This window comes from Pseudomonas sp. AC355 (genome assembly GCF_979258205.1).
The window spans coordinates 1,927,560-1,951,492 of sequence record NZ_OZ409843.1 but is presented as its reverse complement, the minus strand read 5'-3'; the positions used below and the strand labels follow the sequence as shown (position 1 = coordinate 1,951,492).

The 23,933-nt window shown below is 61.4% G+C and carries 23 protein-coding genes; 16 read left to right on the top strand and 7 right to left on the bottom strand.

The features are described from left to right. Positions 1-56 precede the first annotated feature (56 nt). A complete protein-coding gene (gene sthA, locus ACZ0AI_RS09255; RefSeq protein WP_463565486.1) occupies positions 57-1,451 on the top strand; it encodes a Si-specific NAD(P)(+) transhydrogenase in 1,395 nt (464 codons plus the stop codon). Between the two features lie 428 nt (positions 1,452-1,879). Here sthA and ACZ0AI_RS09250 read toward each other — a convergent pair whose 3' ends face one another. From ACZ0AI_RS09250 to ACZ0AI_RS09240, 3 genes are read right to left on the bottom strand one after another with little or no spacing between them, the layout of a single operon-like run. After that, positions 1,880-2,599: a glycerophosphodiester phosphodiesterase gene (locus tag ACZ0AI_RS09250; RefSeq protein WP_463565485.1), complete on the bottom strand. Its 720-nt coding sequence runs from the start codon at positions 2,597-2,599 to the stop codon at positions 1,880-1,882. A gap of 9 nt (positions 2,600-2,608) precedes the next feature. Next, positions 2,609-2,905 (bottom strand): phosphodiesterase, encoded by a 297-nt coding sequence (locus ACZ0AI_RS09245; RefSeq protein ID WP_463565484.1) that lies wholly within the window; start codon positions 2,903-2,905, stop codon positions 2,609-2,611. Further along, complete coding sequence (locus ACZ0AI_RS09240) at positions 2,902-3,474, bottom strand: PilZ domain-containing protein (protein WP_463565483.1); 573 nt, start codon at positions 3,472-3,474, stop codon at positions 2,902-2,904. The genes ACZ0AI_RS09245 and ACZ0AI_RS09240 overlap by 4 nt, the downstream gene beginning before the upstream one ends. A gap of 95 nt (positions 3,475-3,569) precedes the next feature. Between ACZ0AI_RS09240 and ACZ0AI_RS09235 the strand changes: the two genes are divergently transcribed. The 11 genes from ACZ0AI_RS09235 (at position 3,570) to murB (ending at position 13,708) form a co-directional block, all read left to right on the top strand. After that, positions 3,570-4,820 (top strand): lipoprotein-releasing ABC transporter permease subunit, encoded by a 1,251-nt coding sequence (locus ACZ0AI_RS09235; RefSeq protein ID WP_463565482.1) that lies wholly within the window; start codon positions 3,570-3,572, stop codon positions 4,818-4,820. Further along, positions 4,813-5,517 carry a lipoprotein-releasing ABC transporter ATP-binding protein LolD gene (lolD, locus tag ACZ0AI_RS09230; RefSeq protein WP_463565481.1) on the top strand — a complete coding sequence of 235 codons (705 nt, stop codon included), beginning with the start codon at positions 4,813-4,815 and terminating at the stop codon, positions 5,515-5,517. Before ACZ0AI_RS09235 ends, lolD begins: the two co-directional genes overlap by 8 nt. Further along, positions 5,517-6,761: a lipoprotein-releasing ABC transporter permease subunit gene (locus ACZ0AI_RS09225; RefSeq protein WP_463565480.1), complete on the top strand. Its 1,245-nt coding sequence runs from the start codon at positions 5,517-5,519 to the stop codon at positions 6,759-6,761. The genes lolD and ACZ0AI_RS09225 overlap by 1 nt, the downstream gene beginning before the upstream one ends. A 90-nt stretch (positions 6,762-6,851) precedes the next feature. Further along, positions 6,852-9,074, top strand: a complete 2,223-nt coding sequence (locus ACZ0AI_RS09220; protein WP_463566084.1) for a DNA internalization-related competence protein ComEC/Rec2 — start codon at positions 6,852-6,854, stop codon at positions 9,072-9,074. Positions 9,075-9,146: 72 nt separating this feature from the next. Next, positions 9,147-9,803: a MotA/TolQ/ExbB proton channel family protein gene (locus ACZ0AI_RS09215; protein WP_463565479.1), complete on the top strand. Its 657-nt coding sequence runs from the start codon at positions 9,147-9,149 to the stop codon at positions 9,801-9,803. Next, positions 9,800-10,228 carry an ExbD/TolR family protein gene (locus ACZ0AI_RS09210; RefSeq protein ID WP_463565478.1) on the top strand — a complete coding sequence of 143 codons (429 nt, stop codon included), beginning with the start codon at positions 9,800-9,802 and terminating at the stop codon, positions 10,226-10,228. Before ACZ0AI_RS09215 ends, ACZ0AI_RS09210 begins: the two co-directional genes overlap by 4 nt. Beyond that, positions 10,228-11,235, top strand: coding sequence for a tetraacyldisaccharide 4'-kinase (gene lpxK / locus ACZ0AI_RS09205; RefSeq protein ID WP_463565477.1), 1,008 nt, complete (start codon positions 10,228-10,230; stop codon positions 11,233-11,235). The genes ACZ0AI_RS09210 and lpxK overlap by 1 nt, the downstream gene beginning before the upstream one ends. A 41-nt stretch (positions 11,236-11,276) precedes the next feature. Then, positions 11,277-11,462, top strand: a complete 186-nt coding sequence (locus ACZ0AI_RS09200; RefSeq protein WP_131178347.1) for a Trm112 family protein — start codon at positions 11,277-11,279, stop codon at positions 11,460-11,462. Position 11,463: 1 nt separating this feature from the next. Further along, positions 11,464-12,228, top strand: coding sequence for a 3-deoxy-manno-octulosonate cytidylyltransferase (gene kdsB, locus ACZ0AI_RS09195; RefSeq protein WP_463565476.1), 765 nt, complete (start codon positions 11,464-11,466; stop codon positions 12,226-12,228). Next, complete coding sequence (locus tag ACZ0AI_RS09190) at positions 12,228-12,692, top strand: low molecular weight protein-tyrosine-phosphatase (RefSeq protein WP_463565475.1); 465 nt, start codon at positions 12,228-12,230, stop codon at positions 12,690-12,692. The genes kdsB and ACZ0AI_RS09190 overlap by 1 nt, the downstream gene beginning before the upstream one ends. Then, positions 12,689-13,708 carry a UDP-N-acetylmuramate dehydrogenase gene (gene murB, locus ACZ0AI_RS09185; RefSeq protein WP_463565474.1) on the top strand — a complete coding sequence of 340 codons (1,020 nt, stop codon included), beginning with the start codon at positions 12,689-12,691 and terminating at the stop codon, positions 13,706-13,708. The genes ACZ0AI_RS09190 and murB overlap by 4 nt, the downstream gene beginning before the upstream one ends. A 146-nt stretch (positions 13,709-13,854) precedes the next feature. Here murB and rne read toward each other — a convergent pair whose 3' ends face one another. Next, positions 13,855-17,067, bottom strand: coding sequence for a ribonuclease E (rne, locus tag ACZ0AI_RS09180; RefSeq protein ID WP_463565473.1), 3,213 nt, complete (start codon positions 17,065-17,067; stop codon positions 13,855-13,857). 721 nt (positions 17,068-17,788) lie between these two features. Between rne and rluC the strand changes: the two genes are divergently transcribed. The 3 genes from rluC to sppA are packed head-to-tail and all read left to right on the top strand — an operon-like array spanning position 17,789 to position 20,397. Beyond that, positions 17,789-18,742 (top strand): 23S rRNA pseudouridine(955/2504/2580) synthase RluC, encoded by a 954-nt coding sequence (gene rluC, locus ACZ0AI_RS09175; RefSeq protein WP_463565472.1) that lies wholly within the window; start codon positions 17,789-17,791, stop codon positions 18,740-18,742. After that, the gene (locus ACZ0AI_RS09170; RefSeq protein WP_463565471.1) at positions 18,735-19,430 is read left to right on the top strand and encodes an HAD-IA family hydrolase; all 696 of its coding nucleotides are present in this window, start codon (positions 18,735-18,737) and stop codon (positions 19,428-19,430) included. The genes rluC and ACZ0AI_RS09170 overlap by 8 nt, the downstream gene beginning before the upstream one ends. Further along, entirely contained in the window at positions 19,420-20,397 is a 978-nt protein-coding gene (sppA, locus tag ACZ0AI_RS09165) for a signal peptide peptidase SppA (RefSeq protein WP_463565470.1), read from the top strand. Before ACZ0AI_RS09170 ends, sppA begins: the two co-directional genes overlap by 11 nt. 70 nt (positions 20,398-20,467) lie before the next feature. Here the strand turns inward: sppA and ACZ0AI_RS09160 are convergent, their stop codons facing one another. Both ACZ0AI_RS09160 and fnr read right to left on the bottom strand, forming a co-directional pair. Beyond that, the gene (locus tag ACZ0AI_RS09160) at positions 20,468-21,016 is read right to left on the bottom strand and encodes an adenine phosphoribosyltransferase (RefSeq protein WP_463565469.1); all 549 of its coding nucleotides are present in this window, start codon (positions 21,014-21,016) and stop codon (positions 20,468-20,470) included. A gap of 39 nt (positions 21,017-21,055) precedes the next feature. Continuing rightward, positions 21,056-21,790, bottom strand: coding sequence for a fumarate/nitrate reduction transcriptional regulator Fnr (gene fnr / locus ACZ0AI_RS09155; protein WP_463565468.1), 735 nt, complete (start codon positions 21,788-21,790; stop codon positions 21,056-21,058). A gap of 126 nt (positions 21,791-21,916) precedes the next feature. Here fnr and ACZ0AI_RS09150 point away from each other — a divergent pair, with 126 nt between their 5' ends. Further along, positions 21,917-22,420, top strand: a complete 504-nt coding sequence (locus tag ACZ0AI_RS09150; protein ID WP_463565467.1) for a hypothetical protein — start codon at positions 21,917-21,919, stop codon at positions 22,418-22,420. 23 nt (positions 22,421-22,443) lie between these two features. On the opposite strand, the gene hemN is transcribed toward ACZ0AI_RS09150, so the two are convergent. Further along, positions 22,444-23,826 carry an oxygen-independent coproporphyrinogen III oxidase gene (gene hemN, locus ACZ0AI_RS09145; protein ID WP_463565466.1) on the bottom strand — a complete coding sequence of 461 codons (1,383 nt, stop codon included), beginning with the start codon at positions 23,824-23,826 and terminating at the stop codon, positions 22,444-22,446. Positions 23,827-23,933 lie beyond the last annotated feature (107 nt).

Below are 23,933 nucleotides of genomic sequence, written 5' to 3'. Positions count from 1 at the left end.
GCCTGGTTCTGCCGAGAACGTTCGATAAGCGTTCCGGTGCGATTTGAGGAGTGAACATGGCGGTCTACAACTACGATGTAGTGGTATTGGGTTCCGGCCCGGCAGGAGAGGGAGCCGCGATGAATGCGGCTAAGGCTGGGCGCAAGGTGGCGGTGGTCGATGACCGTCGCGAAGTCGGCGGTAACTGCACCCACCTCGGTACTATCCCGTCCAAAGCGCTGCGCCATTCGGTGCGGCAGATCATGCAGTTCAATACCAATCCCATGTTCCGTCAGATCGGCGAGCCACGCTGGTTCTCCTTTCCTGATGTATTGAAGAGCGCCGAGGGTGTAATCGGCAAGCAGGTTACTTCGCGTACCAGCTATTACGCCCGCAACCGGATCGATGTGTTTTTTGGTACTGGCAGCTTTGCCGACGATCAGACCATTGAAGTGGTCTGCCCCAACGGTGTAGTGGAAACCCTGTCGGCCAAACAGGTGATCATCGCCACCGGTTCGCGTCCCTATCGCCCGGTGGATGTTGATTTCAATCACCCGCGCGTCTACGACAGCGACACCATCCTCACCCTCAGCCATACCCCGCGCCGCTTGATCATCTATGGGGCCGGTGTGATCGGTTGTGAGTACGCTTCGATCTTCAGCGGTCTGGGCGTGTTGGTCGATTTGATCGATAACCGTGATCAACTGCTGAGTTTCCTCGATTCGGAAATCTCCGATGCGTTGAGCTACCACCTGCGTACCAACAACGTGCTGATTCGTCATAACGAAGAGTACGAGCGCATCGAAGGGCTGGATAACGGGGTGATCCTGCACCTCAAATCCGGCAAGAAGCTCAAGGCCGATGCGTTGCTGTGGTGTAATGGGCGTACCGGCAACACCGACAAGCTGGGCCTGGAAAATATAGGCATCAACGTCAATAGCCGTGGTCAGGTTCAGGTCGACGAGCACTACCGTACCGAAGTCGACAATATCTATGCTGCCGGTGACGTGATTGGCTGGCCGAGCCTGGCCAGTGCCGCTGCAGACCAGGGGCGCTCGGCGGCTGGCAGCATCGTCGATAACGGTAGCTGGCGGGTCGTCGATGACATTCCTACCGGCATCTACACCATTCCCGAGATCAGCTCGATCGGCAAGAACGAGCACGAGCTGACCAAGGCGAAGGTTCCGTACGAAGTTGGCAAGGCGTTCTTCAAGAGCATGGCGCGTGCGCAGATTTCCCACGAGCCGGTGGGCATGCTGAAGATCCTCTTCCACCGCGAAACCCTGGAAGTGCTTGGTGTGCACTGCTTCGGCTACCAGGCTTCGGAGATCGTGCACATCGGTCAGGCGATCATGAACCAGAAGGGCGAGGCGAATACGCTGAAGTATTTCGTCAATACCACCTTCAACTATCCGACCATGGCCGAAGCCTATCGCGTAGCGGCGTTCGATGGTCTCAACCGGCTTTTTTGAGCGGCTCCGGCCGGTGGCCTGAGCCGGTCGGGGATCCTTTCGCCGACTCCCGCGACTGGCGCTGGCCAAACCGCGAGAGCTTCTAAGCAGGCCAGAAAGCCGATCCCTTGTGGATCGGTTTTTTATGGGCGGCACCTGTCGAAAACATACAGGACTGCCTGGTCTGAGCGCGGCGATACCCGGGATTGCCTGATTCACGATGATCGCTGCCCTCGACCCGCTCCCACAGCGTCAGGCCGCGCCTGGCTCGCGAGGCAAAAAACAGGGGTGCGGCCGCCAATCGCCGGCAAACCGGCTCCTACACGACGTTGACGCAGATCCGTAGGAGCCCGCTTGCGGGCGATGCGCCGGTGGCCGTCTTGCGACATGGCGTTATGGCCTCCAATCGCCAGCAAGCTGGCTCCTACATGGCGGCAGCTGTGGAAGACTCAGCCGCGCAGTGTACTCACAGCGATACCGGGAAAATCGGTGATGATGCTGTCGGCGCCGAAGTCGGCGAGGCGGCGCATCAGGGCGGGTTCGTTGACGGTCCAGACCGACACGTGCAAACCAGCCTTCTGGGCCTTGAGCAGGCGTTCCGGGGTGCACAGTGTCCAGTTCAGGGCCAGCAGGTCGCAGCCGTAATTGCGGGCTACCTTGATCGGGTCGAGCCAGGCGTATTCGGCGACCAGGCCACGGGCCAGGTGGGGTGTCAGGCGCTGGGCGGCGCTCAGTACCTCACGAGAACTGGAGGTGATGGTGATCTTGTCGTCCAGGCCAAAACGTCGGCTGAGCAGTGCGATGGCTTCCACCGTGCGTGCGGCGCGTACCTTGGAGGCGCTCTTGACCTCCAGTTGCCAGTGCTCGAAATCGCACTGCTCGAACAGTTCGCTCAGGCGCGGAATAGGGCAGGGATGGCGCCAGCCCGGGCCACCGTGACGGGCGTCGTAGTGAACCAGGTCGGCGGCTTCGTGCTCGACCACCTTGCCGCGCTGGCCGGTGGTGCGCTTGAGCGTCGGGTCATGGATGACCATCAGTTCGCCGTCGCGCGACAGGTGCAGATCCAGCTCGCAGCGGCGTACGCCGTGTTCTAGGCACTGCTGAAAGCTGGTCAGGGTATTTTCCGGGGCTTCGCCCTTGGCGCCGCGGTGGCCGTAGATCAGGGTCACAGTTGCTCCTTACTCGGTTCGTGTGGCGCGCGGCTGTTGGTGGCGCACGCTGTTGATCACATGGTCGTATTCGAAATAGACGCTGAATTCACGATAGTCCCAGCGGGTGATCGGCGGCTTGCCGACGGCGGGATGTTCTTCGTCAGCCAGGCCGAAACGCTCCAGTACCGAGCGTTTGGACTGGCCGAGCTGTGGCAGATCGGTAAGGTCGGCGCCCTGTTGCCCGATGGGGATGGTCAGGGTGTCGGCATGGGTTGTCAGCGGCAGCAACAAAGCCAGTGACAAAATAAATCGACGTGCAGTCATACGGAATCCTCACGAGCCTGGCGGCGCTCCTGCGCCTGGCGTTGCAGGATATGTCGGGCGAGCAGTTGGCGCTGTGCGTCAGTCAGCGCTTCGAATTCGGCGCCGATTTCGAACTGCCCTTCGTGCTCCTGGCAATGCAGCACCTTGGCGCGCAGCAGCAGGCCCAGTGCCTGGGGCATCAGCACCATCTTCATTGCCAGATGGCTATCGACCGACACCGGCTGGGCATTGAAGAAACTGATGCCGCCCTCCGACAGGGTGACCCGCTTCGGTGGGCCGATGTCGCGCAGCAGACTTTGGGCCATGGCCTGCCCGAGCAGGTCGATGCGTTTGTTGACCACCTTGAGGTAGTTGGCCAGGGTACGGTCGCGTTCGCTGATGTTACGCAGCAAGTGCTGGGACTCGAAGTCCATCAGATGCAGTTCGCTGAGCAGGTTGAACAGCGGAGAGGCGTCGTGAAGTTCGTCACTGGCGAGGGCTTCGGCACCCGCCAGTGGGGTGAAATCCAGTGCGATCGTGTCCTCGATACGGTAGTATTCGCGGCGATCATTTTCGTCTTGAGTCGACATGGCGAACCCATGGCAGCGGTGGTGGTCAGAGTGTAAGGCCGCTCGCCAGGCCCCGCCACAAGGACGTTTCTCTTTCCCTCGAACAAGCGCCCCACATGTTCAGACCCCTGTCCGTTTTTCTCGGTACGCGCTACACGCGGGCCAAGCGTCGCAACCACTTCGTTTCGTTCATTTCCCTGACCTCGATGATCGGGCTGGCACTCGGTGTGCTGGTGATGATCCTGGTGCTGTCGGTAATGAACGGCTTCGACCATGAAATGCGCACCCGCGTCTTGGGGATGGTGCCCCACGCCACGGTCGAGAGCTCCAAGCCGATCAGTGATTGGCGCCGCCTCGCCGACCGGGCGTTGCAGAACCCTCAAGTTCTTGCCGTGGCGCCGTTCAGCCAGATGCAAGGCCTGCTGACCAACGATGGCAAGGTACAGAAGGTGCTGATCAACGCCGTGGATCCCGTCGAGGAGCCCAAGGTGTCGATTATCGGTGACTTCTTCCGCGAGGGTCGGCTGGAGGATCTGCAACCAGGCACCTTCGGCATCGTCATCGGCGACAAGGCTGCCGAGAAACTCGGTGTCGGGCTGGGCGACAAGGTGACCTTCGTGGCGCCGGAAGTTACCGTGACCCCAGGCGGCATGTTCCCGCGCCTCAAGCGCTTCACCGTGGTCGGCATCTTTCATGTCGGTGCGGGTGAAATCGACGGTTTCGTGGCCATGACCCATATCCAGGACCTGGCCCGTCTGCAGCGTCATCAGGTCGATCAGGTACAGGGCATCCGCCTCAAGTTCGCTGACCTGTTTCAGGCACCGCGCACTGCCTGGCAACTGGCGCAAAGCTTCGGTGAGCAGGATTACCTGGCTCGCGACTGGACACGCACCCACGGCAATCTGTATCAGGCCATCCGCATGGAAAAAGCCATGATCGGCCTGTTGCTGCTGCTGATTGTCGCCGTGGCGGCCTTCAACATCATCTCCACCCTGGTGATGGTGGTGACCGACAAGAAAGGCGATATCGCCATCCTGCGTACCCTTGGCGCCACGCCCATGCAAATCATGGCAACGTTCATGGTGCAGGGTACGGTGATTGGCGTGATCGGCACCTTGATCGGCGCAGTGCTGGGCATTCTTGCCGCACTCAACATCAGCTCGATCATCGCAGGCGTCGAGCGCCTGCTCGGTTTCAAGTTTCTCAATGCCGATGTGTACTTCATCGACTACCTGCCGTCGCAGCTGATGCTCGCCGACGTGGTGCAGGTCTGTGGTGCGGCATTGGTTCTGAGTTTCCTCGCTACTCTTTATCCGGCCTGGCGCGCGGCGCGCACCCAGCCCGCGGAGGCATTACGTTATGAGTGATCCGGTCGTGCAGGCGCAGGCGAACGCCGTGCTCAGCTGTCGCAACCTAGGCAAGCGCTACGAAGAAGGCCCGCAGGCGGTGGTGGTTCTCGACGACCTGCAGCTGGAGCTTTTGCCAGGTGAGCGGGTGGCCATCGTCGGTAGTTCCGGCTCGGGCAAGAGCACGCTGCTCAATATGCTCGGCGGCTTGGATACGCCCAGCAGTGGCAGCGTCTGGCTGGCTGGTGAAGAACTCTCGGCACTCAACGAGAAACAGCGTGGCCTGTTGCGTAACCGCGCGTTGGGTTTCGTCTACCAGTTCCATCACCTGCTCGCCGAGTTCACCGCGCTGGAGAACGTGTGTATGCCGCTGCTGATCGGCAAGACCTCGATCAGCGAGTCGCGTCAGCGGGCCACCGAGTTGCTCGAACGCGTCGGTTTGGGCCATCGCCTGAGCCACAAGCCTGCCGAGCTGTCTGGCGGTGAGCGTCAGCGCGTGGCGATTGCCCGGGCGCTGGTCAATCGACCCGGCCTGGTGCTGCTCGATGAGCCAACCGGCAACCTGGATAACCACACCGCTCAAGGCATTCAGGATCTGATGCGCGAACTCAGCACGCAGTCGCAGACCGCCTTTCTGGTGGTGACTCACGACCTGCAACTGGCGCGGCAGATGGATCGGGTGCTGAGCCTGGAAGACGGCAAGCTGGTGCACGCCTGATGTTTCGCCCGCTGAGTGTCTTCATCGGCCTGCGTTACACCCGTGCCAAGCGCCGCAACCACTTCATTTCGTTCATTTCCCTGACCTCGATGATCGGCCTCGCCCTGGGCGTGCTGGCGATGATCGTGGTGCTCTCGGTGATGAATGGTTTTCACCGTGAAATGAGCTCGCGCATTCTTGGTATGGTGCCCCACGCGACCATCGTCGGTTCGCCGGCTCTGGCCGACTGGCAGGCGCCGGCCAAGGCCGCCCTGGAAAATCCCCAGGTGGAAGCGGCCGTGCCGTTCGCCGAGCTGGAAGGCATGCTTTCCTACCGTGGCGTGATGCAGCCGATTCAACTGCACGGCATTGACCCCGAGTTGGAGCCGAAGGTCTCGATCATCGGCGATCACATGGTGCAGGGTCGCTTGAGCGATCTGCGCGAAGGCGAGTACGGGGTGATCATCGGTGAGATCACCGCCCGCCGCTTCCAGCTTCAGGTCGGTGATCGCCTGGCGCTGATCGTGCCGGAAATCAGCTCGGTGCCCGGTGGCATCACACCCCGCATGCAGCGCTTGAACGTGGTTGGGGTGTTCAAGGTGGGCGCCGATCTGGACAGCTCTCTGGCTCTGATCAACGTCGCCGATGCTGCGCAGATCCAGCGTCTGGAACCGGGCTCGGTACAGAGTATCCGCCTCAAGTTGAAGGATCTCTATCAGTCACCACAGGTCGCCAGTGCGATTGCCGCACAACTGGGCGAGGGTTACCACGCCAGTGACTGGACACAGACTCAGGGCAGCCTGTTCAGCGCCATGAAGATGGAGAAAACCATGATCGGCCTGTTACTGCTGCTGATCGTTGCGGTGGCCGCGTTCAACATTATCGCCACACTGATCATGGTGGTTGCCGACAAAGGCGCGGATATCGCTATCCTGCGAACCTTGGGCGCTACGCCACGGCAGATCATGGGTATCTTCATGGTGCAGGGCACTGTGATCGGGGTGATCGGTACGCTGATCGGCGGTGTGCTTGGTGTGCTGGCGGCGCTCAATGTCAGTGAACTGGTGGGTTGGCTGGAGCGTATCAGTGGCCAGCATGTGTTCAGCTCTGATGTTTACTTCATCAGCACTCTGCCGTCCGAGTTGCAGGTCGGTGACGTGGTGCTGATCTGCAGTGCGGCGCTTATCCTCAGCTTCCTCGCCACGCTATATCCGTCCTGGCGTGCGTCGCGTACGCAGCCGGCCGAGGCGCTGCGTTACGAATGAGGTGCTAGTCTCGAAAAGGCCGCTATTGATTAGCGGCTTTTTCATTTCTGGATCAGAAGGGTGTCCATGGAAGGGACTCGATCAGGCAACCTGCGTACTGGGTTGCTGGCATTGGTGGCGGGGTTGTTGCTGCTGCGCTTCGTACCGCAATTACCGTCAAGCTCCATATTGCTGATGTCGGGCCTGACAGGTCTGGCGCTGTTGCCTTTTCGCACCTACCCCATCGGGCTGTTTCTGTTGGGCTTCAGTTGGGCATGCACCTCTGCGCAGTGGACGCTGGATGATCGCCTCGACCCCGCACTCGATGGCCGCACCTTGTGGCTGGAGGGCAGGGTGGTGGATTTGCCGGATGTGCGCGAGGATGTGGTGCGCTTTCATCTACAGCAACCGAAATCGCGTCGCGCCGAGCTACCGCAGCTGTTGCGCCTGTCCTGGTATGGCGGGCCGCAGATTCGCGCGGGCGAAACCTGGCGGCTGGCGGTCAACCTCAAACGTCCGCACGGCCTGGTCAATCCGCAGTCCTTCGATTACGAGGCCTGGTTGCTGGCGCAGCGCATCGGTGCTGTCGGCACCATAAAATCCGGACAGCGCTTGAGCGAGGCGGGCGGTAGCAGCGCTTGGCGAGATCGTGTGCGTCAGCGGATGCTCGCCGAGGATCCTCATGGTCGTGCAGGTGGGTTGGCGGCCCTGGTTCTTGGCGATAGTTCTGGCTTGTCGGTGGACGATTGGCGCGTTCTGCAAAGTACCGGCACCGTGCACCTGCTGGTGATATCCGGCCAGCACGTGACGTTGGTGGCCGGCATGTTCTACGGCCTGGTGTTCTGGCTGGCGCGGTTGGGCTGGTGGCCGCGGTTCTTGCCCTGGCTGCCGGCGGCCTGCTTATTGGCTTTTTCTTCGGCGCTGGGGTACAGCCTGCTGGCCGGTTTCGACGTGCCGGTGCAGCGTGCTTGCGCCATGATTGGTCTGGTGCTGTTGTGGCGTTGGCGTTTTCGCCACTTGGGCATCACCTTTCCATTGCTGGTAGCGTTGGTCGCGGTGCTGTTGTTCGAGCCGCTGGCGGTGTTGCAGCCGGGCTTCTGGCTTTCGTTTGGCGCCGTGGGGCTACTTATCCTGATCTTTGCTGCGCGCCTCGGGGCCTGGGCTTGGTGGCGTACCCTGGGGCGCGCGCAATGGGCGATGACCGTGGGGTTGCTGCCGATGCTGCTGGCCCTCGGGCTACCCATCAGCGCCAGCAGCCCGTTGGCCAATCTGATCGCCGTGCCCTGGGTCGGTTTCGCGGTGGTGCCGCCCGCATTGCTCGGCACCTTGCTGCTCCCCGTGCCCTGGCTGGGTGAGGCCCTGCTGTGGTGGGCGAGCTTTGCCCTGGAATGGCTGTTTCGGCTGTTGGCACTGATGGCCGATTGGCTGCCGGCCTGGTTACCCAGCGCCTTGCCGTTCTGGGCCTGGCTGTTGGTGGCGTTGGGTGCCTTGCTGCTCCTCCTGCCCGGCGGGGTACCGCTGCGCGGGCTGGGTTTGGTGCTGCTGTTGCCCCTGCTGTTCACGCCGGTGCAACGGCCAGCTGAACAGCGTGCTGAGGTATGGATGCTGGATGTTGGGCAGGGCTTGTCGATGCTGATACTGACCCGCGAGCACGCTTTGCTCTACGACGCCGGCCCCAGTTTTGGTGATTTCGATATGGGCGAGCGCGTGGTGCTGCCGTCGCTCAGGGCGCTGGATGTGCGTGCACTGGACATGCTGCTGCTCAGCCACTCCGATAACGATCACTCTGGCGGCGCTGAAGCAGTGGCCCGAGGCATACCTGTCAGTCGGATTGTCAGTGGCGAGGCGTCGGTGTTGCCGGCTGTACTGCAGGCGGAGTCTTGCCGGGAGGAAAGCTGGACATGGGACGGCGTGCACTTCAGCACCTGGCGCTGGGCGGATGCCACTGACAGCAACCAGTCATCCTGTGTGCTGATGATCGAGGCCGCGGGGGAACGCATATTGCTGACCGGCGATATTGATGGGCGTGCCGAGCGAGCGCTTATCGATACAGGGCGCGATCTCCAGGCCCAGTGGTTGCTGGCGCCGCACCATGGCAGTCGCAGCTCGTCATCCTGGGCATTGCTCAAGGCGGTCAGGCCTGAGGCGGTGCTGTATTCCCGTGGCCGGCACAATGCTTATGGCCATCCTCATCCAACGGTCGTCTCGCGTTATGTGACGTTTGATGCCAAGGCGCACGACAGCGTCGAGAGCGGCGCACTGCGGATCGATCTCGGTTCATTTGGCGAACCGCATGCGTTACGTGAAATACCGCGTTTCTGGCGGGAAAAATGAGAACCGCAGCCGTCGGCGACATCACGCCCCTATGCTAGAGTGGCGCCACTTTTGCGAAGGGGATTTGCCACCGTGTGGGAACTGGTTATAGCTGGCGGCTGGGTGATGCTGCCAATCATTCTGTGTTCAATCGCTGCCCTTGGCATTATCGCCGAGCGGCTGTGGACGCTGCGCGTCAGTCGCGTTACACCGCCTAACCTGCTGGGGCAGGTATGGCGCTGGATCAAGGACAAGCAGCTTAATAATCAGAAGCTCAAGGAGCTGCGCACGCATTCGCCACTGGGCGAAATCCTTGCCGCTGGCCTGGCCAACTCCAAGCACGGCCGTGAGGTGATGAAAGAGTGCATTGAAGAAGCCGCAGCCCGCGTGGTGCACGAGATGGAGCGCTACCTGAATGCCCTGGGCACGATTGCTGGCATTACCCCATTGCTCGGTTTGCTCGGTACGGTGATTGCCATGATCGACATATTCGGCTCCTTCATGGGCGGCAGCACAGCCAATCCAGCTTTGCTTGCAGGCGGTATATCCAAAGCGCTAATCACCACCGCGTCGGGGCTGATCGTGGCGATTCCGGCACTGTTCTTCCACCGTTTTCTGCAGCGCCGCGTCGATGAACTGGTCGTCGGCATGGAGCAGGAAGCAATCAAGCTGGTGGAGATGGTGCAGGGCGAGCGCGATGTCGACCTGGTCGAGGAGCCCAAGCAGGCCAAGGGGAGCAAGAAGGCGTGAAGTTCAGACGTAGACGGCGTGAGCAGGTCGAGATCAATCTCGCCTCGCTGATCGACGTGGTGTTCATCCTGCTGCTGTTCTTCGTGGTGACCACTACTTTCACGCGTGAAACCCGTATGCAGGTCGATCTGCCCGAGGCTGCCAGCGGCACGCCGCCCGAGCAGAGCGAACTGAAGCAGCTGGAAGTGGTGATATCGGCAGAGGGCGGCTTCTCGCTCAACGGTCAGGCCCTGATCAAGAATGATCTGGATAACCTGATGGCGGCCCTGCAGAAGGAGTCCGGCGGCGACAACAGCCTGCCGCTGACCATCAGCGCCGACGCCAAGACCAGCCACCAGTCCGTGGTCACCGCCATGGATGCCGCCGGCAAGCTGGGCTTCGCGCACCTGCGCATCACCACGGTCGAGACTCAGGCAGCGCCCTGATGGCGAGCTTTTCCGACCGTCTGGTGCAGGCCTGGTATGAAGGGCATCCAGCGTTGGCGCTGTTGCGTCCGCTGGAGGCTTTGTACCGTGGTGTGGTGCAGCGCAAGCGCGCGCGCTTTCTCGCTGGCGTGGGCGAGATTTATCGCCCACCCGTGCCGTTGATCGTGGTGGGCAACATCACCGTCGGCGGTACCGGCAAGACACCGCTGATTCTCTGGCTGGTCGAGCAGTGCCAGGCTCGCGGCCTGCGCGTTGGCGTGATCAGTCGTGGGTATGGCGCCAAGCCACCGAGCCTGCCCTGGCGGGTCAGTGCCGAGCACACTGCCGAGCAGGCTGGTGACGAGCCGCTGCTGATCGTGCAGCGCAGTGGCGTGCCGCTGATGATCGACCCGGATCGCGCTCGCGCCGCTCGCGCCTTGCTGGCCGAGGAGTCGCTGGATCTGCTACTCAGTGATGATGGCTTGCAGCACTACCGTCTGGCCCGTGATCTGGAACTGGTGTTGATCGACGCCGTGCGCGGCCTGGGCAATGGTCGCTGCCTGCCTGCCGGGCCGCTACGCGAGCCCGCTGAGCGACTGCAAAGCGTGGATGCCTGTCTCTACAACGGTGCGCCGAGCGATCCTCAGGGTGGTTATGCCTTTACCCTGGTGCCCAGCGCCGTGATCAACCTGCGCAGCGGCGAGCGCCGTCCGCTCGATCACTTCCCGCCCGGTCAGACCGTACATGCGGTGGCTGGTATCGGTAATCCGCAGCGTTTCTTCACAACCCTCGAGGCGCTACACTGGCGGCCTGTCGCGCATGCTTTCGCCGACCATGCTGCCTACAGCGCCGAGCTGCTGAATTTCTCGCCGGCGCTGCCGTTGGTGATGACGGAGAAAGACGCGGTGAAATGCCGTGCCTTCGCGGCTGACGATTGGTGGTACCTGGCTGTCGATGCTCAGCCTTCGCCAGCTTTCCGCACGTGGTTCTATGCCCGGTTGGATCGTCTGCTCGGCGAGCGGCAGTAACCGCGTCACGCGCTCACTCCTCTTGTTCTCAAGGATTTCCCATGGACCCGAAACTGCTCGATATCCTGGCCTGCCCGATCACCAAGGGCCCGCTCAAGCTCAGCCAGGACAAGACCGAACTGATCAGTAAAGGTGCCGGTCTGGCCTATCCTATCCGCGATGGCATTCCGGTCATGCTGGAAAGCGAAGCCCGCACCCTCAACGACGACGAACGCCTGGACAAGTAAGATGAGCAACGCCTTTACCGTGGTGATCCCGGCGCGTTACGCGTCCACACGCCTACCAGGCAAACCGCTGCAGGATATCGCCGGCAAACCGATGATCCAGCATGTCTGGGAACAGGCCTGCAAAAGCAGCGCAACCCAGGTCGTGGTGGCCACCGATGATGTGCGCATCGTCGAGGCTTGCCAGAGGTTCGGTGCCCAGGTGCTGCTCACTCGCGTCGATCACAACTCCGGCACCGACCGGCTTGCCGAAGTGGCGGCTGCGTTGGGGCTGGCTGCTGATGCCATCGTGGTCAACGTACAGGGTGACGAGCCACTGGTGCCACCTGCGATCATCGATCAGGTGGCAGCCAATCTGGCCACCAACCCTCAAGCCGCCATCGCTACTCTGGCGGAGCCGATCAATGATGTTGCCGCGCTCTTCAACCCCAATGTGGTCAAGGTCGCCAGCGATCTCAATGGCCTGGCGCTGACCTTCAGCCGCGCGCCGCTGCCGTGGGCACGTGATACGTTCGCGGCCGATCGCGATACCTTGCCTGCCAACGTTCCCTATCGCCGGCATATAGGCATCTACGCCTACCGAGCCGGCTTCCTGCAGGACTTCGTCGCCTGGGGCCCTTGCTGGCTGGAAAACACCGAGTGTCTGGAGCAGTTGCGTGCGCTCTGGCACGGCGTGCGTATCCATGTCGCTGATGCGCTGGAGGCGCCGCCTGCTGGCGTCGACACCCAGGAAGACCTCGACCGTGTGCGCCGGCTGCTGGGTGCCTGATGCGCGTTCTGTTTGTTTGCCTGGGCAATATCTGCCGTTCACCTACTGCCGAAGCGGTGCTACGCCAGCGTCTGCTGCAGGCGGGGCTGGCTGAGCGCATCGAAGTCGACTCCGCCGGGACTGGCGATTGGCATGTGGGCAAGGCCCCGGATCCGCGCACCCAAGAGGCGGCCAGTCGGCGAGGCTACGATCTGTCCGGCCTGCGCGGTCGTCAGGTTTCTGCTGACGACTTCTCGCGCTTCGATCTGGTGCTGGCCATGGATGCTGCCAACCTGCGCGATCTGCAGCGTATGCGTCCTGCTCAGGCGCGGGGAGAACTGGACTTGTACCTGCGACGCTACGAGCTGGCTGTGGATGAAGTGCCTGATCCTTATTACGGCGGTAGCGAAGGCTTCGAGCAGGTGCTTGATCTGCTCGAGCAGGCCAGCGATGCATTGCTGACCGAACTCAAGGGGCGGCTATGAGCCTGCTGGTACGCTCTGGTGTGTCACTCAAGGCCTACAACACCTTCGGCGTGGATGTGGCTGCACACTACTTTGCCGAGGCGGAAGATGATGATCAGGTGCGCCAGGCGCTCGACGCTGCGCGCGAGCGGCATGTGCCGTTGCTGGTGCTGGGAGGCGGTAGCAACTTGCTGCTGACCGCCGACGTCGATGCGCTGGTGCTGCGCATGGCTAGCCGCGGTATTCGTCTACTGGCCGATGATGGTCAGCGGGTGGAGATTGAGGTGGAGGCGGGCGAACCCTGGCATGGCTTCGTGCAATGGACCCTGCTGCAAGGTTTTACCGGTCTGGAAAATCTCAGCCTGATTCCCGGTACGGTCGGCGCCTCACCAGTACAGAACATCGGTGCCTATGGCGTCGAGTTGAAGGATTGCTTTCTTGGTCTGACGGCTCTGGATCGCCAGAGTGGCGAGATCCACGAGTTTGATCTGCACGCTTGCGGCTTCGCTTATCGTGACAGTCTGTTCAAGCGTGAAAGTGGGCGCTGGATCATCCTGCGAGTGCGTTTTGTCCTTAGCCGCAATTCGCCGCTACATCTCGATTACGGCCCGGTGCGTCAGCGCCTGGCAGAGCAGGGCATCGAGGCGCCGAGCGCCAGCGATGTCGGTCGCGCCATTTGCGCCATTCGCAGCGAGAAACTGCCGGATCCAGCAGTGCTCGGCAACGCCGGCAGCTTCTTCAAGAACCCGCTGGTGCCGGCTGAGTTGGTGCAGCGTCTGCAGCTGAGTCATGCGGATCTGGTGGCCTATCCTCAGGCCGACGGCCAGGTGAAGTTGGCAGCAGGCTGGCTGATCGAAAAGGCTGGCTGGAAGGGCTTTCGCGATGGCGATGCCGGCGTGCATCGTCTGCAGGCGCTGGTGCTGGTCAACTACGGTCAAGCCAGTGGGCAGCAACTGCTCGCGCTGGCGCAGCGCATCCAGGCGGATATCGCCGAGCGTTTTGGCGTGAGCCTGGAAATCGAGCCGAACGTGCTCTGATCCTCTGCGTAGCCTCGCCGGGTTAGCTGATAGTGCATGCAAAAATGTTGGGCGCGCGCTGTGCAGTCGCTCGCGACGGGTCTCCAAGAATCGCAGGCAATAAAAAGGGATGCCGAAGCATCCCTTTTTTTGTTGCGCGTTACCTATCAGGCTTGCGGCTTGGGCGCGTCCTGATCGTGCTGAGCGCTCTCGTCGACCGGAGTGACGATCACGTCGGTTTGCTCGACCGGCTCGACCGGCTCGTTGGCCAGTTGAGTGTCGACGACGGCTTCGCTCTCGGCTGCCGGAGCAGCGGCTTCGGCTTCAACGACCGCTACGACTGGAGCGGCCTTGGCGGCCTCTTCAGCTTCGCGAGCCAAGCGCTCTTCTTCACGCTTGCGGCGACGCACTTCACGCGGGTCGTTCGGCGCGCGGCCATTGCTTGCAACCGGTGCGGCCTGCTCTTCGACCACTGGCGCTTCAACTACAGCTTCCTCGACTGCGGGAGCAGCCTCAGGTGTGGCAGTGAAAGTGGTCTCGGCGACTGGCGCTTCGATGGCCGGTGCTTCGATCACTGGCGTTTCGGCAACAGGTGCTTCGACGACGACCGCCTCGCTAACTGGCTCGGCCGCGACCGGAGCTTCCTGCTGCACTGCTTCGAACTTCGGTGCCGAAGCGCGTGGGCGTTCGATTTCAGCCAGGGGCTCGATCACTGCATCGGCGCGCTCGGCAACTGTTTCTGCCGGTACTTCGACTGGCGCTGGAGCGTCTTCGACCACAACGGCAGCAACTTGTACGCGCTGCTCGATCTCGACCGCTGGCTGTACGTCCTGTATGGCGGCAGGTGCTGCGGTTTCGGTAGCGGCAGGGGTGGCTGCTTCCTGAGCGACCGGCTGTTGTGCAGCTGGCTGCTCGGTTTCAGCGATAACCGCGGCCACGGTGGCGGCGGCAGCGATGCTGGCACCATCTACCGGCTCTTCCGAGTTGTCGTCACTGCCTTCGATCGGGTTGCCATCGGCATCACGCTGACGCTCACGACGATTGCTGCGGCGACGCTGGCCACGGGAGCGGCGACGTGGGCGGTCACCGCTTTCATTACCTTCCTGATCGTCGTCTTGCTGCTCGTCGTTGTTCAGCACTTCGTCTTCAGCGGTGTCTGCCTGAGCCTGCTCGGCGCGTGGTTGACGCTCCTCGCGAGGTTGACGTGGCTGACGCGGCTCACGTTGCGGGCGCTCGGCGCGAGCTTCTTCACCGGCTACGGCTGCGGTTTCGTTCTGCGGCTCGGCATCCAGCGGGGCGCGCAGTTCGCGCGGCTGACGCTCTTCGCGCGGACGACGCTCACGGCGGTTTTCCTGACCTTCACGCGGTTCGCGCGGCGGACGGGACTGACGCACTTCCTGAGGCTCGCGAACTTCCACGTTCTCACGCGGCTGGCGATCTTCACGTGGGGCGCGAGGCTGACGTTCTTCACGCGGTGCACGCTCTTCACGAGGCGCACGTTCCTCGCGCGCTGCGCGATCTTCACGTGGGGCACGTTCTTCACGCGGCTTGCGCTCTTCGTCGCGGCGGTTGCCACGGCTACGATTCTGCTGGCGACCGTTGCGACGCTCGTCGCCACGCGGCTGACGCTCGCCTGGCTTCTTTTCGACCACGGTTGGTTTCTGCTCTTCGGCACCGGCGAACAGGCCCACCAGGGACTTCACCAAGCCTTTGAACAAACCGGTTTGCGCGGTGGCGGCAACAGGCGCTGCAGGTGCAGCTGCGGCAACTTCTGGCGCAGGCGCGCTGCGTTGTGGGGCGGCCTTGAGCGCGGCTTCCTGGCGAACCAGAGTGCGGGTCGCGGCTGCCGGCTTTTCTTCCTCGACTTCGACCGTGGCCATTTCGTAGCTGGTCTGGGTGCTCTGGGCTTCCGGGCTGTCGTCACGGATGCGCTGCACTTCGAAGTGCGGCGTTTCCAGGTGATCGTTCGGCAGAATGACGATGCGCGCACGGGTACGCAGTTCGATCTTGGTGATCGAGTTGCGCTTCTCGTTGAGCAGGAAAGCGGCGACCGGGATTGGTACCTGGGCACGAACCTCGGCGGTACGGTCTTTCAGGGCTTCTTCTTCGATCAGGCGCAGAATCGCCAGCGACAAGGATTCGACGTCACGGATGATGCCTTGACCGTTGCAGCGCGGGCAGACGATGCCGCTGCTTTCGCCCAGCGATGGGCGCAGACGCTGACGGGACATTTCCAGCAGGCCGAAGCGCGAGATGCGCCCGACCTGAATGCGCGCGCGGTCGGCTTCCAGAGCTTCACGCACTTTTTCTTCGACTGCGCGCTGGTTCTTGGCCGGCGTCATGTCGATGAAGTCGATGACGATCAGGCCGCCGATGTCGCGCAGGCGCAACTGACGGGCGATTTCTTCGGCGGCTTCCAGGTTGGTCTGCAGGGCCGTTTCTTCGATGTCGCTGCCTTTGGTGGCGCGCGCCGAGTTGATGTCGATGGACACCAGGGCTTCGGTCGGGTCGATGTAGATCGAACCACCGGACGGCAGCTTCACTTCACGCTGGAAGGCGGTTTCGATCTGGCTTTCGATCTGGAAACGGTTGAACAGCGGCACGCTGTCTTCGTACAGCTTGATCTTGCTGGCGTACTGCGGCATCACCTGGCGAATGAAGGTCAGGGCTTCTTCCTGGGCTTCGACGCTGTCGACCAGTACTTCGCCAATGTCCTGGCGCAGGTAGTCGCGGATGGCGCGGATGATGACGTTGCTTTCCTGATAGATCAGGAATGGGGCAGGGCGATCCAGGGACGCTTCTTTGATGGCGGTCCACAGCTGCAGCAGATAGTCGAGATCCCACTGCATTTCTTCGCTGGAACGACCCATGCCGGCGGTGCGCACGATCAGACCCATGTCGTTGGGAATGTCGAGGCCGTTGAGGGCTTCACGCAGTTCGTTGCGCTCTTCACCTTCGATGCGGCGGCTGATACCACCGGCACGCGGGTTATTGGGCATCAGCACCAGGTAGCGGCCGGCGAGGCTGATGAAAGTGGTCAGGGCTGCGCCCTTGTTGCCACGTTCTTCTTTCTCGACCTGAACGATGACTTCCTGGCCTTCCTTGAGCACGTCCTTGATGTTGACGCGGCCTTCGGGGGCCTTGCTGAAGTATTCGCGGGAGATTTCTTTAAGCGGGAGAAAACCGTGGCGGTCGGAGCCGAAGTCGACGAAGGCGGCTTCGAGGCTGGGTTCTACACGGGTAATACGCCCTTTGTAGATGTTGGATTTCTTCTGTACGCGGGCGCCGGACTCGATGTCCAGGTCGTACAGGCGCTGGCCATCTACCAGCGCTACACGCAACTCTTCGGGTTGAGTTGCGTTAATCAGCATTCTTTTCATGTGGTACCAATGGTTTCCGGTGCTGCTGGAAGCCGCGTTAGGCACACACGACGATCAGGGTCGGTGTCAGGCGCGTCAGAAACGGGCGTAAATCGTTTCATTGTCGAGCGGCAGCAGCCAGTTGTGCTGGGCCGCGACGGACGTCTCCTGCTTGCTGTTTTGACAGAAAGCACTCAGAACCTGCTAACGATCTGCTGCGCATCGCGCCTTGCTGCATTAAAAGCTGACTTGGAAGGTTCATTTACACCAGTAAATTCTGCTTCCTAGCCTTTTATTGCCTTGCATGGCGCTAGCTCGCGAGACCGTATACACGTTCTCAGTCAGGAGGAGGAATCAAGGGTCGGTAGCGGACGAGATAAAGCGTCTTGGATAAAGCTGTTTGCTACGCAGGCCGACCGTTGTGCATCTCCACCCTACACGTATCGCTGAAAATCGGGTGCCGCTCGCGAAAAATCCGCAGCGGGTTGGCATTACCGCAACCGTCCATAGTGGGCAGGTCGCGCATCTGTGTGTCAGGCCTTATTTCCGAGTTTCTCGAGCAGCCTTGGTGGCCTATTGCTCTCTGAGAATCCCGTCGGACGGCCTTACGTCCTGAAAGGGTTGCTTGATTCACGATGGCGATTTGGCAACTTCCGCGAATCAGGCCGCTTTTGGCGGCATTCGCGACTATAGCAGCAATGATTAAGTGCTTCAATTGCATAAAAATTGTATGATCGCGGCCATGACGACACCCACTACTCCAACCTCCGGCGTTCAGCTGATTGAGGTCGCGCCTGAACTCGCGGGTCAGCGCATCGACAACTTCCTACGTACCCAACTCAAGGGCGTGCCCAAGACCTTGATCTACCGCATCCTGCGCAAGGGTGAGGTGCGGGTTAACAAAGGGCGGATCAAGCCCGAATACAAGCTGCAGCCTGGCGATATCGTGCGTGTTCCGCCGCTGCGCCTGGCCGAGCGCGACGAGCCCGAGCCGCTGGCTCAGGGGCTACTGCAGCGCCTGGAAGCGGCCATCGTTTATGAGGACAAGGCGCTGATCGTGCTGAACAAGCCGGCCGGCATCGCCGTGCATGGCGGCAGCGGCCTCAACTACGGGGTGATCGAGGCGTTTCGCCAGTTGCGTCCGGATACCAAGGATCTGGAGCTGGTACACCGCCTAGACCGTGATACCTCCGGGCTGTTGATGATCGCCAAGAAGCGCAGCATGCTTCGTCACCTGCACGAGCAACTGCGTGGTGACGGCGTCGACAAACGCTACATGGCGTTGGTGCGTGGCCATTGGGCGACGGCCAAGAAACAGATCAACGCGCCGCTACTCAAGAGCAATCTGCGTTCCGGCGAGCGCATGGTCGAGGTCAATCAGGAGGGTAAGGAAGCGCTGACGATCTTCCGTGTGCTGCGCCGTTTCGGCGAGTTCGCCACCCTGGTCGAAGCCAAACCGGTGACGGGCCGTACCCACCAGATTCGCGTGCATGCCCAGTACGGCGGGCATTGCATCGCCGGTGACAGCAAGTACGGCGATGATGACTTCACCCGCGAGATTCGCGAACTGGGCGGCAAGCGCCTGTTCCTGCATGCCTACGAGCTGAACATTCCGTTGCCCGAGGGTGGTGTGCTGAAGCTCGAAGCGCCGGTTGACGATATCTGGGCGCGTACCGTGGAGCGACTCAGTGCGTGACTACAAACTGCTGATTTTCGACTGGGACGGCACGCTGGTCGACTCCATTGGCCGCATCGTCGCAGCCATGCACCAGGCTGCCGACCAACGCGCCATGCCGCGACGCAGCGACGAGGCGGTCAAGGGCATTATTGGCCTGGCGATGCCTGAGGCGATCAGGACGCTTTATCCGGAACTCACCACAGCCGAGCACGTCGAACGCTTCCATGCTGCGTACAGCGACTGTTACCTGGCCATAGATCGGATACCGTCGGGGTTTTTCCCGGGCGTCGAGCAGAGCCTGGCGAGCTTTCGTGAGCAGGGCTATCAGTTGGCCGTTGCCACTGGCAAGAGCCGCCGCGGCCTGCAACGGATTCTCGATGCGTTGGGTTGGCAGGACTATTTCGATATCACGCGGTGCGCCGATGAAACGGCAAGCAAGCCCGACCCCAAAATGCTCCACGAGATCCTCGAGTATTGTGGGGTTCCTGCCAGCCAGGCGCTGATGGTCGGTGATGCCTCGTTCGATCTGTTGATGGCGCAACGCGCGGCTATGGATTCGGTGGCGGTCGGTTACGGAGCGCAGACGCTGACGGCGTTGAGTGCCTACGAGCCGAAGTTGTCGATCAACCATTTCATGGAATTGAGTGCCTGGCTGAACCAGACGGTAGCCGAGCCCCTAACCGAGGAGATTGAGCATGTGGGGTGATAGAAAGACGCCGGTGGTCTCCGAGAGCGATCCGAAGAGCTGGAAGCTTCTCGAGAAGACGCTGCTGGCCAGCGTGCATGAACAGCGACGTTCGCGGCGCTGGGGGATTTTCTTCAAGTTGCTGACCTTCATTTATCTGTTCGGTGCACTGGCGCTGTTCTCGCCGCTGCTCAACTTGCAGGGCGGCTCCAGTAGCACACCGCATACAGCGGTGATTGAAGTTCGCGGCATAATTGCGGATAAGGAGGCGGCCAGCGCCGACAACATCGTTGGCAGCCTGCGTGCAGCGTTCAAAGATCCCTATACCAAGGGTGTGATCCTGCGCATCAATAGCCCAGGCGGCAGCCCGGTACAGTCGGGTTATATCTATGATGAGATCCGTCGTTTGCGTGGCGAGTATCCGGCCACCAAGGTGTATGCGGTGATTTCTGATCTGGGGGCTTCGGGCGCTTATTACATCGCCAGTGCCGCCGACCAGATCTACGCTGACAAGGCCAGTCTGGTGGGCTCTATCGGCGTCACTGCGGCCAGCTTCGGTTTCACCGGTTTGATGGACAAGCTGGGTGTCGACCGCCGCGTTTATACCTCGGGCGAGCACAAGGCGTTTCTTGACCCGTTCCAGCCGCAGAAGCCTGAAGAGGCTGCGTTCTGGAAGACCGTGCTGGAAACCACCCATAAGCAGTTTATCGACAGCGTGAAAAAAGGCCGTGGCGATCGCCTCAAGGATGCCGAGCATCCAGAGTTGTTCTCTGGCCTGATCTGGTCCGGTGAGCAGGCGCTGAGCCTGGGCCTGATTGATGCCCTGGGTAATACCAGCTACGTGGCGCGCGAAGTGATTGGTCAGCAAGAGCTGGTGGACTTCACCGTGCAGGAAAGCCCGCTGGATCGCTTTACCAAGAAACTGGGTGCCAGCGTCGCCGAGCAACTGGCGATGTGGATGGGCTTCCAGGGCCCGGCACTGCGCTGATTGCCTGAGACGCAATAAAAAGCCCCGGCCAAGTGCCGGGGCTTTTTATTGGGCGATCACTTCGCAGGTATCAACGCTCGTCGAGGGCGAAGGCTGTCAGCGTAAACGTGGGGATGCCCATGTCCTGCAGTTTGCGCGAACCACCGAGCTCCGGCAGGTCGATGATCGCGGCCGCTTCATGCAGGCTGGCCCCCATGCGCTTCACCAGCTGTACGGCAGCGAGCAAGGTGCCGCCCGTGGCGATCAGGTCGTCGACGATCAATATATTGTCGCCTTCACACAGGCTGTCGGCGTGCACTTCCAGGAAGGCCTCGCCGTACTCGGTCTGGTAGCCCTGGCTGAGAACGTCGGCCGGCAGTTTGCCCTGCTTGCGGAACAGCACCAGCGGCTTGTTCAGCTCATAGGCGATGATCGAACCAATCAGAAAACCACGGGCATCCATGGCACCAACGTGGCTGAAGTCAGCCTCGACATAACGCTGGATCAGGCTATCGATCACCATGCGCAGGGCGCGCGGCGATTGGAACAGCGGCGTAATGTCGCGAAACACCACGCCCGGTTTCGGGAAATCGTTAACCGGGCGGATGAGGGTCTTGATACTGAATTCGTCGAAAATCATCGGTAATCCTTGTAACGGTCAATTGGGCCTTCGGCCCCATCAGCCATTAAGGTTACCACCGGCCAGGGCGCACAGCTCGATCGGGTCAAGAATATGCACTTCCTTGCCTTCGGCCTCGAGCAGTTTGCTCTGCTGGAAACGGGTGAACACCCGTGACACGGTTTCCACCGCCAGGCCCAGGTGATTGCCGATTTCGTTGCGCGACATTGCCAGGCGGAACTGGTTGGCAGAGAAGCCGCGGGCACGGAAGCGCGCGGACAGGTTGACCAGGAAGGTGGCGATGCGCTCGTCGGCGGTTTTCTTCGAGAGCAGTAGCATCATCTGCTGATCGTCGCGAATCTCGCGGCTCATGATGCGCATCAGTTGGCGGCGCAACTGTGGCAGGTTCACCGACAGTTCATCGAGGCGCTCGAAGGGAATCTCGCAGACCGAGGTGGTTTCCAGTGCCTGGGCAGATACCGGGTATGCCTCGGTATCCATGCCGGACAGGCCGACCAGTTCGCTCGGCAAGTGGAAGCCGGTGATCTGCTCTTCGCCCGCATCGCTGATGCTGAAGGTTTTCAGTGCGCCGGAACGCACCGCAAAAACCGAATTGAAGGTGTCGCCCTGGCGGAACAGAAATTCACCCTTTTTCATGGGGCGGCCGCGCTTGACGATGTCGTCGAGCGCATCCATGTCCTCGAGATCCAGCGAGAGGGGCAGGCAGAGGCTGGATAGGCTGCAATCCTTGCAGTGTGCCTGATGAGTTGTACGCAGCTTGATGCTTTCGGACATCGCCCTTATCCCTGAGGTATAGACACAGAAGTCGTAAGGGTACCGCACCAGAGGAGTGCGCGGCCAGACAATGAGGCGCGCTCAAGTGTCGCTCCCCCGTGCCGATAGCCTTGAACGAATGATTTGATGAACTGGAGCTTTGTGATGCGTGTGGATAGTCCCGTTTCGGTCGAGCGCAGTTTCGTGCCGACCAGTTCGGCTGCAACTGCCACAGCGGCGCCTGCCGAAACGAGCGAGGACGCCTCGACTGCTGCGCCAACTGCCGGAGCCAGTGCTGAGCCGGGCGTAAAGGTCACTCTGTCGGCCGAAGGCCTGATGAAGTCGAAGTCCAGCGACAAGAACAGCGATATCGACGAGAGCGGCCTGCCCGACAACGTCAAGCAGTTGCTCAAGATGATCCGCGAGCTGAAGGCGCAGCTTGCCCAGAAGATGGCCGAGTTGCAGGCGATCATGGCCCAGAGCGATATGGACGACGAAACCAGGCAGGCAAGTGCCCAGGCCCTGCAGACCGAAGTCGGTTCGATCAGTGGCGCGCTAACCACCGCCACTGCCGAGCTGGCGAGGGTGATGAGGGATCAGAAGCTCACCACCGAACAGAGCGCCACTGTCGGTTCGCTGCTGAACGGGTGAGCCAGGCATCTGCGTGGCGCGGTTCAGATCACCCGCGAGAAGCGCTGCAGGTTCTGCGCGCCTAGATAGCGGTCGAACAGCATGCACAGCGAGCGCACCATCAGCCGCCCTGCCGGCAGCACTTCGATGCTGCCGGCTCTCAGTTCGATCAAACCGTCGCGATCCATCTGCTGCAAGGCCGGCCAGGCGTCGGCGAAGTAGCTGCGGAAGTTCACCGCGAAGCGCCGTTCTATTTCCGTGAAGTCCAGCTGGAAGTGGCAGATCAACTGCTGGATTACGGCGCGTCGCAAGCGGTCGTCGTCATTGCATAGCAGGCCGCGCTGGGTCGCCAGTTGCTGGTTATTCAAACTGCGTTGATAAACTGCCAGGTCGGCGCTGTTCTGGCAGTACAAATCGCCGATCTGGCTGATCGACGAGACACCGAGGCCGATCAGGTCGCAGTGGCCATGGGTGGTATAGCCCTGGAAGTTGCGCTGCAGGCTGCCATCTTCCTGAGCGCTGGCTAGCTCGTCGTCAGGCAGGGCGAAGTGATCCATGCCGATGTAGCGATAACCGGCGCTCGCCAATTGTTCGATGCTGCCCTGCAGCATGGCCAGCTTGTTCGCCGCACTGGGCAACTGGTTGCTGTCGATGCGCCGCTGCGGCATGAAGCGTTCCGGCAGGTGGGCGTAGTTGAACAGCGACAGGCGATCCGGTTGTAGGGCGATCACCTGTTGCACGGTGTGGGCGAAATTCTCCGGGGTTTGTTGCGGCAGGCCATAGATGAGGTCGATGTTCACCGAGCGAAACTGCAGGGTGCGCGCGGCCTCGATGATGGCGCGGGTTTCTTCCAGGCTCTGCAGACGATTGATCGCGCGCTGCACGTTGGGGTCGAGATCCTGCACGCCGAGGCTGACGCGATTGAAGCCCAGTTCGCGCAGCAGGCCCATGGTCGACCAGTCCGCTTCGCGAGGATCGATCTCGATGCTGTAGTCGCCGGAGTCGTCGTCGAGCAGGGGGAAGTGCTCGCGCAATTGCGTCATCAGCCGGCGCAGTTCGTCATGGCTGAGAAAGGTCGGGGTACCGCCGCCCAGGTGCAGCTGTTCAATGTGCTGGCGCTTGTCGAGATGGCGGCCGATCAGCGTCATCTCCAGTTCCAGCGCTTGCAGATAAGGCTGGGTGCGGCCGCGATCCTTGGTGATGACCTTGTTGCAGGCGCAGTAGTAGCAGATGTTGGCGCAGAACGGCAGGTGCAGATACAGCGACAGTGGGCGCAGGGCTCGACGGCTTTCGCGCAGGGCGTGGAGCAGATCGAATGAGCCCATGCCGTCATGAAATTGCACGGCGGTCGGGTACGAGGTGTAGCGCGGGCCGGCTTGATCGTATCGGCGGATCAGGTCGGAATCCCACTGGATGGCGTCGAGCATGGCGAGCTCCGCTTAAGCATTGGGTGCTCGGCAGTCTAGGGCGCGCCTGGGCGGGGCTTTTTGATCTGAGTCATGGGGCGCGGCAGAGCGCTACCGTTGCGCCTGTC

Excerpts from the sequence above, each read along its gene's own strand:
- lolD (WP_463565481.1), top strand. The coding sequence starts at position 4,813 with ATGAGTGATCCGGTCGTGCAGGCGCAGGCGAACGCCGTGCTCAGCTGT.
- ACZ0AI_RS09240 (WP_463565483.1), bottom strand. The coding sequence starts at position 3,474 with ATGTCGACTCAAGACGAAAATGATCGCCGCGAATACTACCGTATCGAG.
- ACZ0AI_RS09150 (WP_463565467.1), top strand. The coding sequence starts at position 21,917 with ATGAACTGGAGCTTTGTGATGCGTGTGGATAGTCCCGTTTCGGTCGAG.
- ACZ0AI_RS09245 (WP_463565484.1), bottom strand. The coding sequence starts at position 2,905 with ATGACTGCACGTCGATTTATTTTGTCACTGGCTTTGTTGCTGCCGCTG.
- sppA (WP_463565470.1), top strand. The coding sequence starts at position 19,420 with ATGTGGGGTGATAGAAAGACGCCGGTGGTCTCCGAGAGCGATCCGAAG.
- ACZ0AI_RS09160 (WP_463565469.1), bottom strand. The coding sequence starts at position 21,016 with ATGATTTTCGACGAATTCAGTATCAAGACCCTCATCCGCCCGGTTAAC.
- ACZ0AI_RS09200 (WP_131178347.1), top strand. The coding sequence starts at position 11,277 with ATGGACCCGAAACTGCTCGATATCCTGGCCTGCCCGATCACCAAGGGC.
- lpxK (WP_463565477.1), top strand. The coding sequence starts at position 10,228 with ATGGCGAGCTTTTCCGACCGTCTGGTGCAGGCCTGGTATGAAGGGCAT.
- sthA (WP_463565486.1), top strand. The coding sequence starts at position 57 with ATGGCGGTCTACAACTACGATGTAGTGGTATTGGGTTCCGGCCCGGCA.
- hemN (WP_463565466.1), bottom strand. The coding sequence starts at position 23,826 with ATGCTCGACGCCATCCAGTGGGATTCCGACCTGATCCGCCGATACGAT.
- rluC (WP_463565472.1), top strand. The coding sequence starts at position 17,789 with ATGACGACACCCACTACTCCAACCTCCGGCGTTCAGCTGATTGAGGTC.
- ACZ0AI_RS09190 (WP_463565475.1), top strand. The coding sequence starts at position 12,228 with ATGCGCGTTCTGTTTGTTTGCCTGGGCAATATCTGCCGTTCACCTACT.
- ACZ0AI_RS09225 (WP_463565480.1), top strand. The coding sequence starts at position 5,517 with ATGTTTCGCCCGCTGAGTGTCTTCATCGGCCTGCGTTACACCCGTGCC.
- rne (WP_463565473.1), bottom strand. The coding sequence starts at position 17,067 with ATGAAAAGAATGCTGATTAACGCAACTCAACCCGAAGAGTTGCGTGTA.
- ACZ0AI_RS09235 (WP_463565482.1), top strand. The coding sequence starts at position 3,570 with ATGTTCAGACCCCTGTCCGTTTTTCTCGGTACGCGCTACACGCGGGCC.
- fnr (WP_463565468.1), bottom strand. The coding sequence starts at position 21,790 with ATGTCCGAAAGCATCAAGCTGCGTACAACTCATCAGGCACACTGCAAG.
- kdsB (WP_463565476.1), top strand. The coding sequence starts at position 11,464 with ATGAGCAACGCCTTTACCGTGGTGATCCCGGCGCGTTACGCGTCCACA.
- murB (WP_463565474.1), top strand. The coding sequence starts at position 12,689 with ATGAGCCTGCTGGTACGCTCTGGTGTGTCACTCAAGGCCTACAACACC.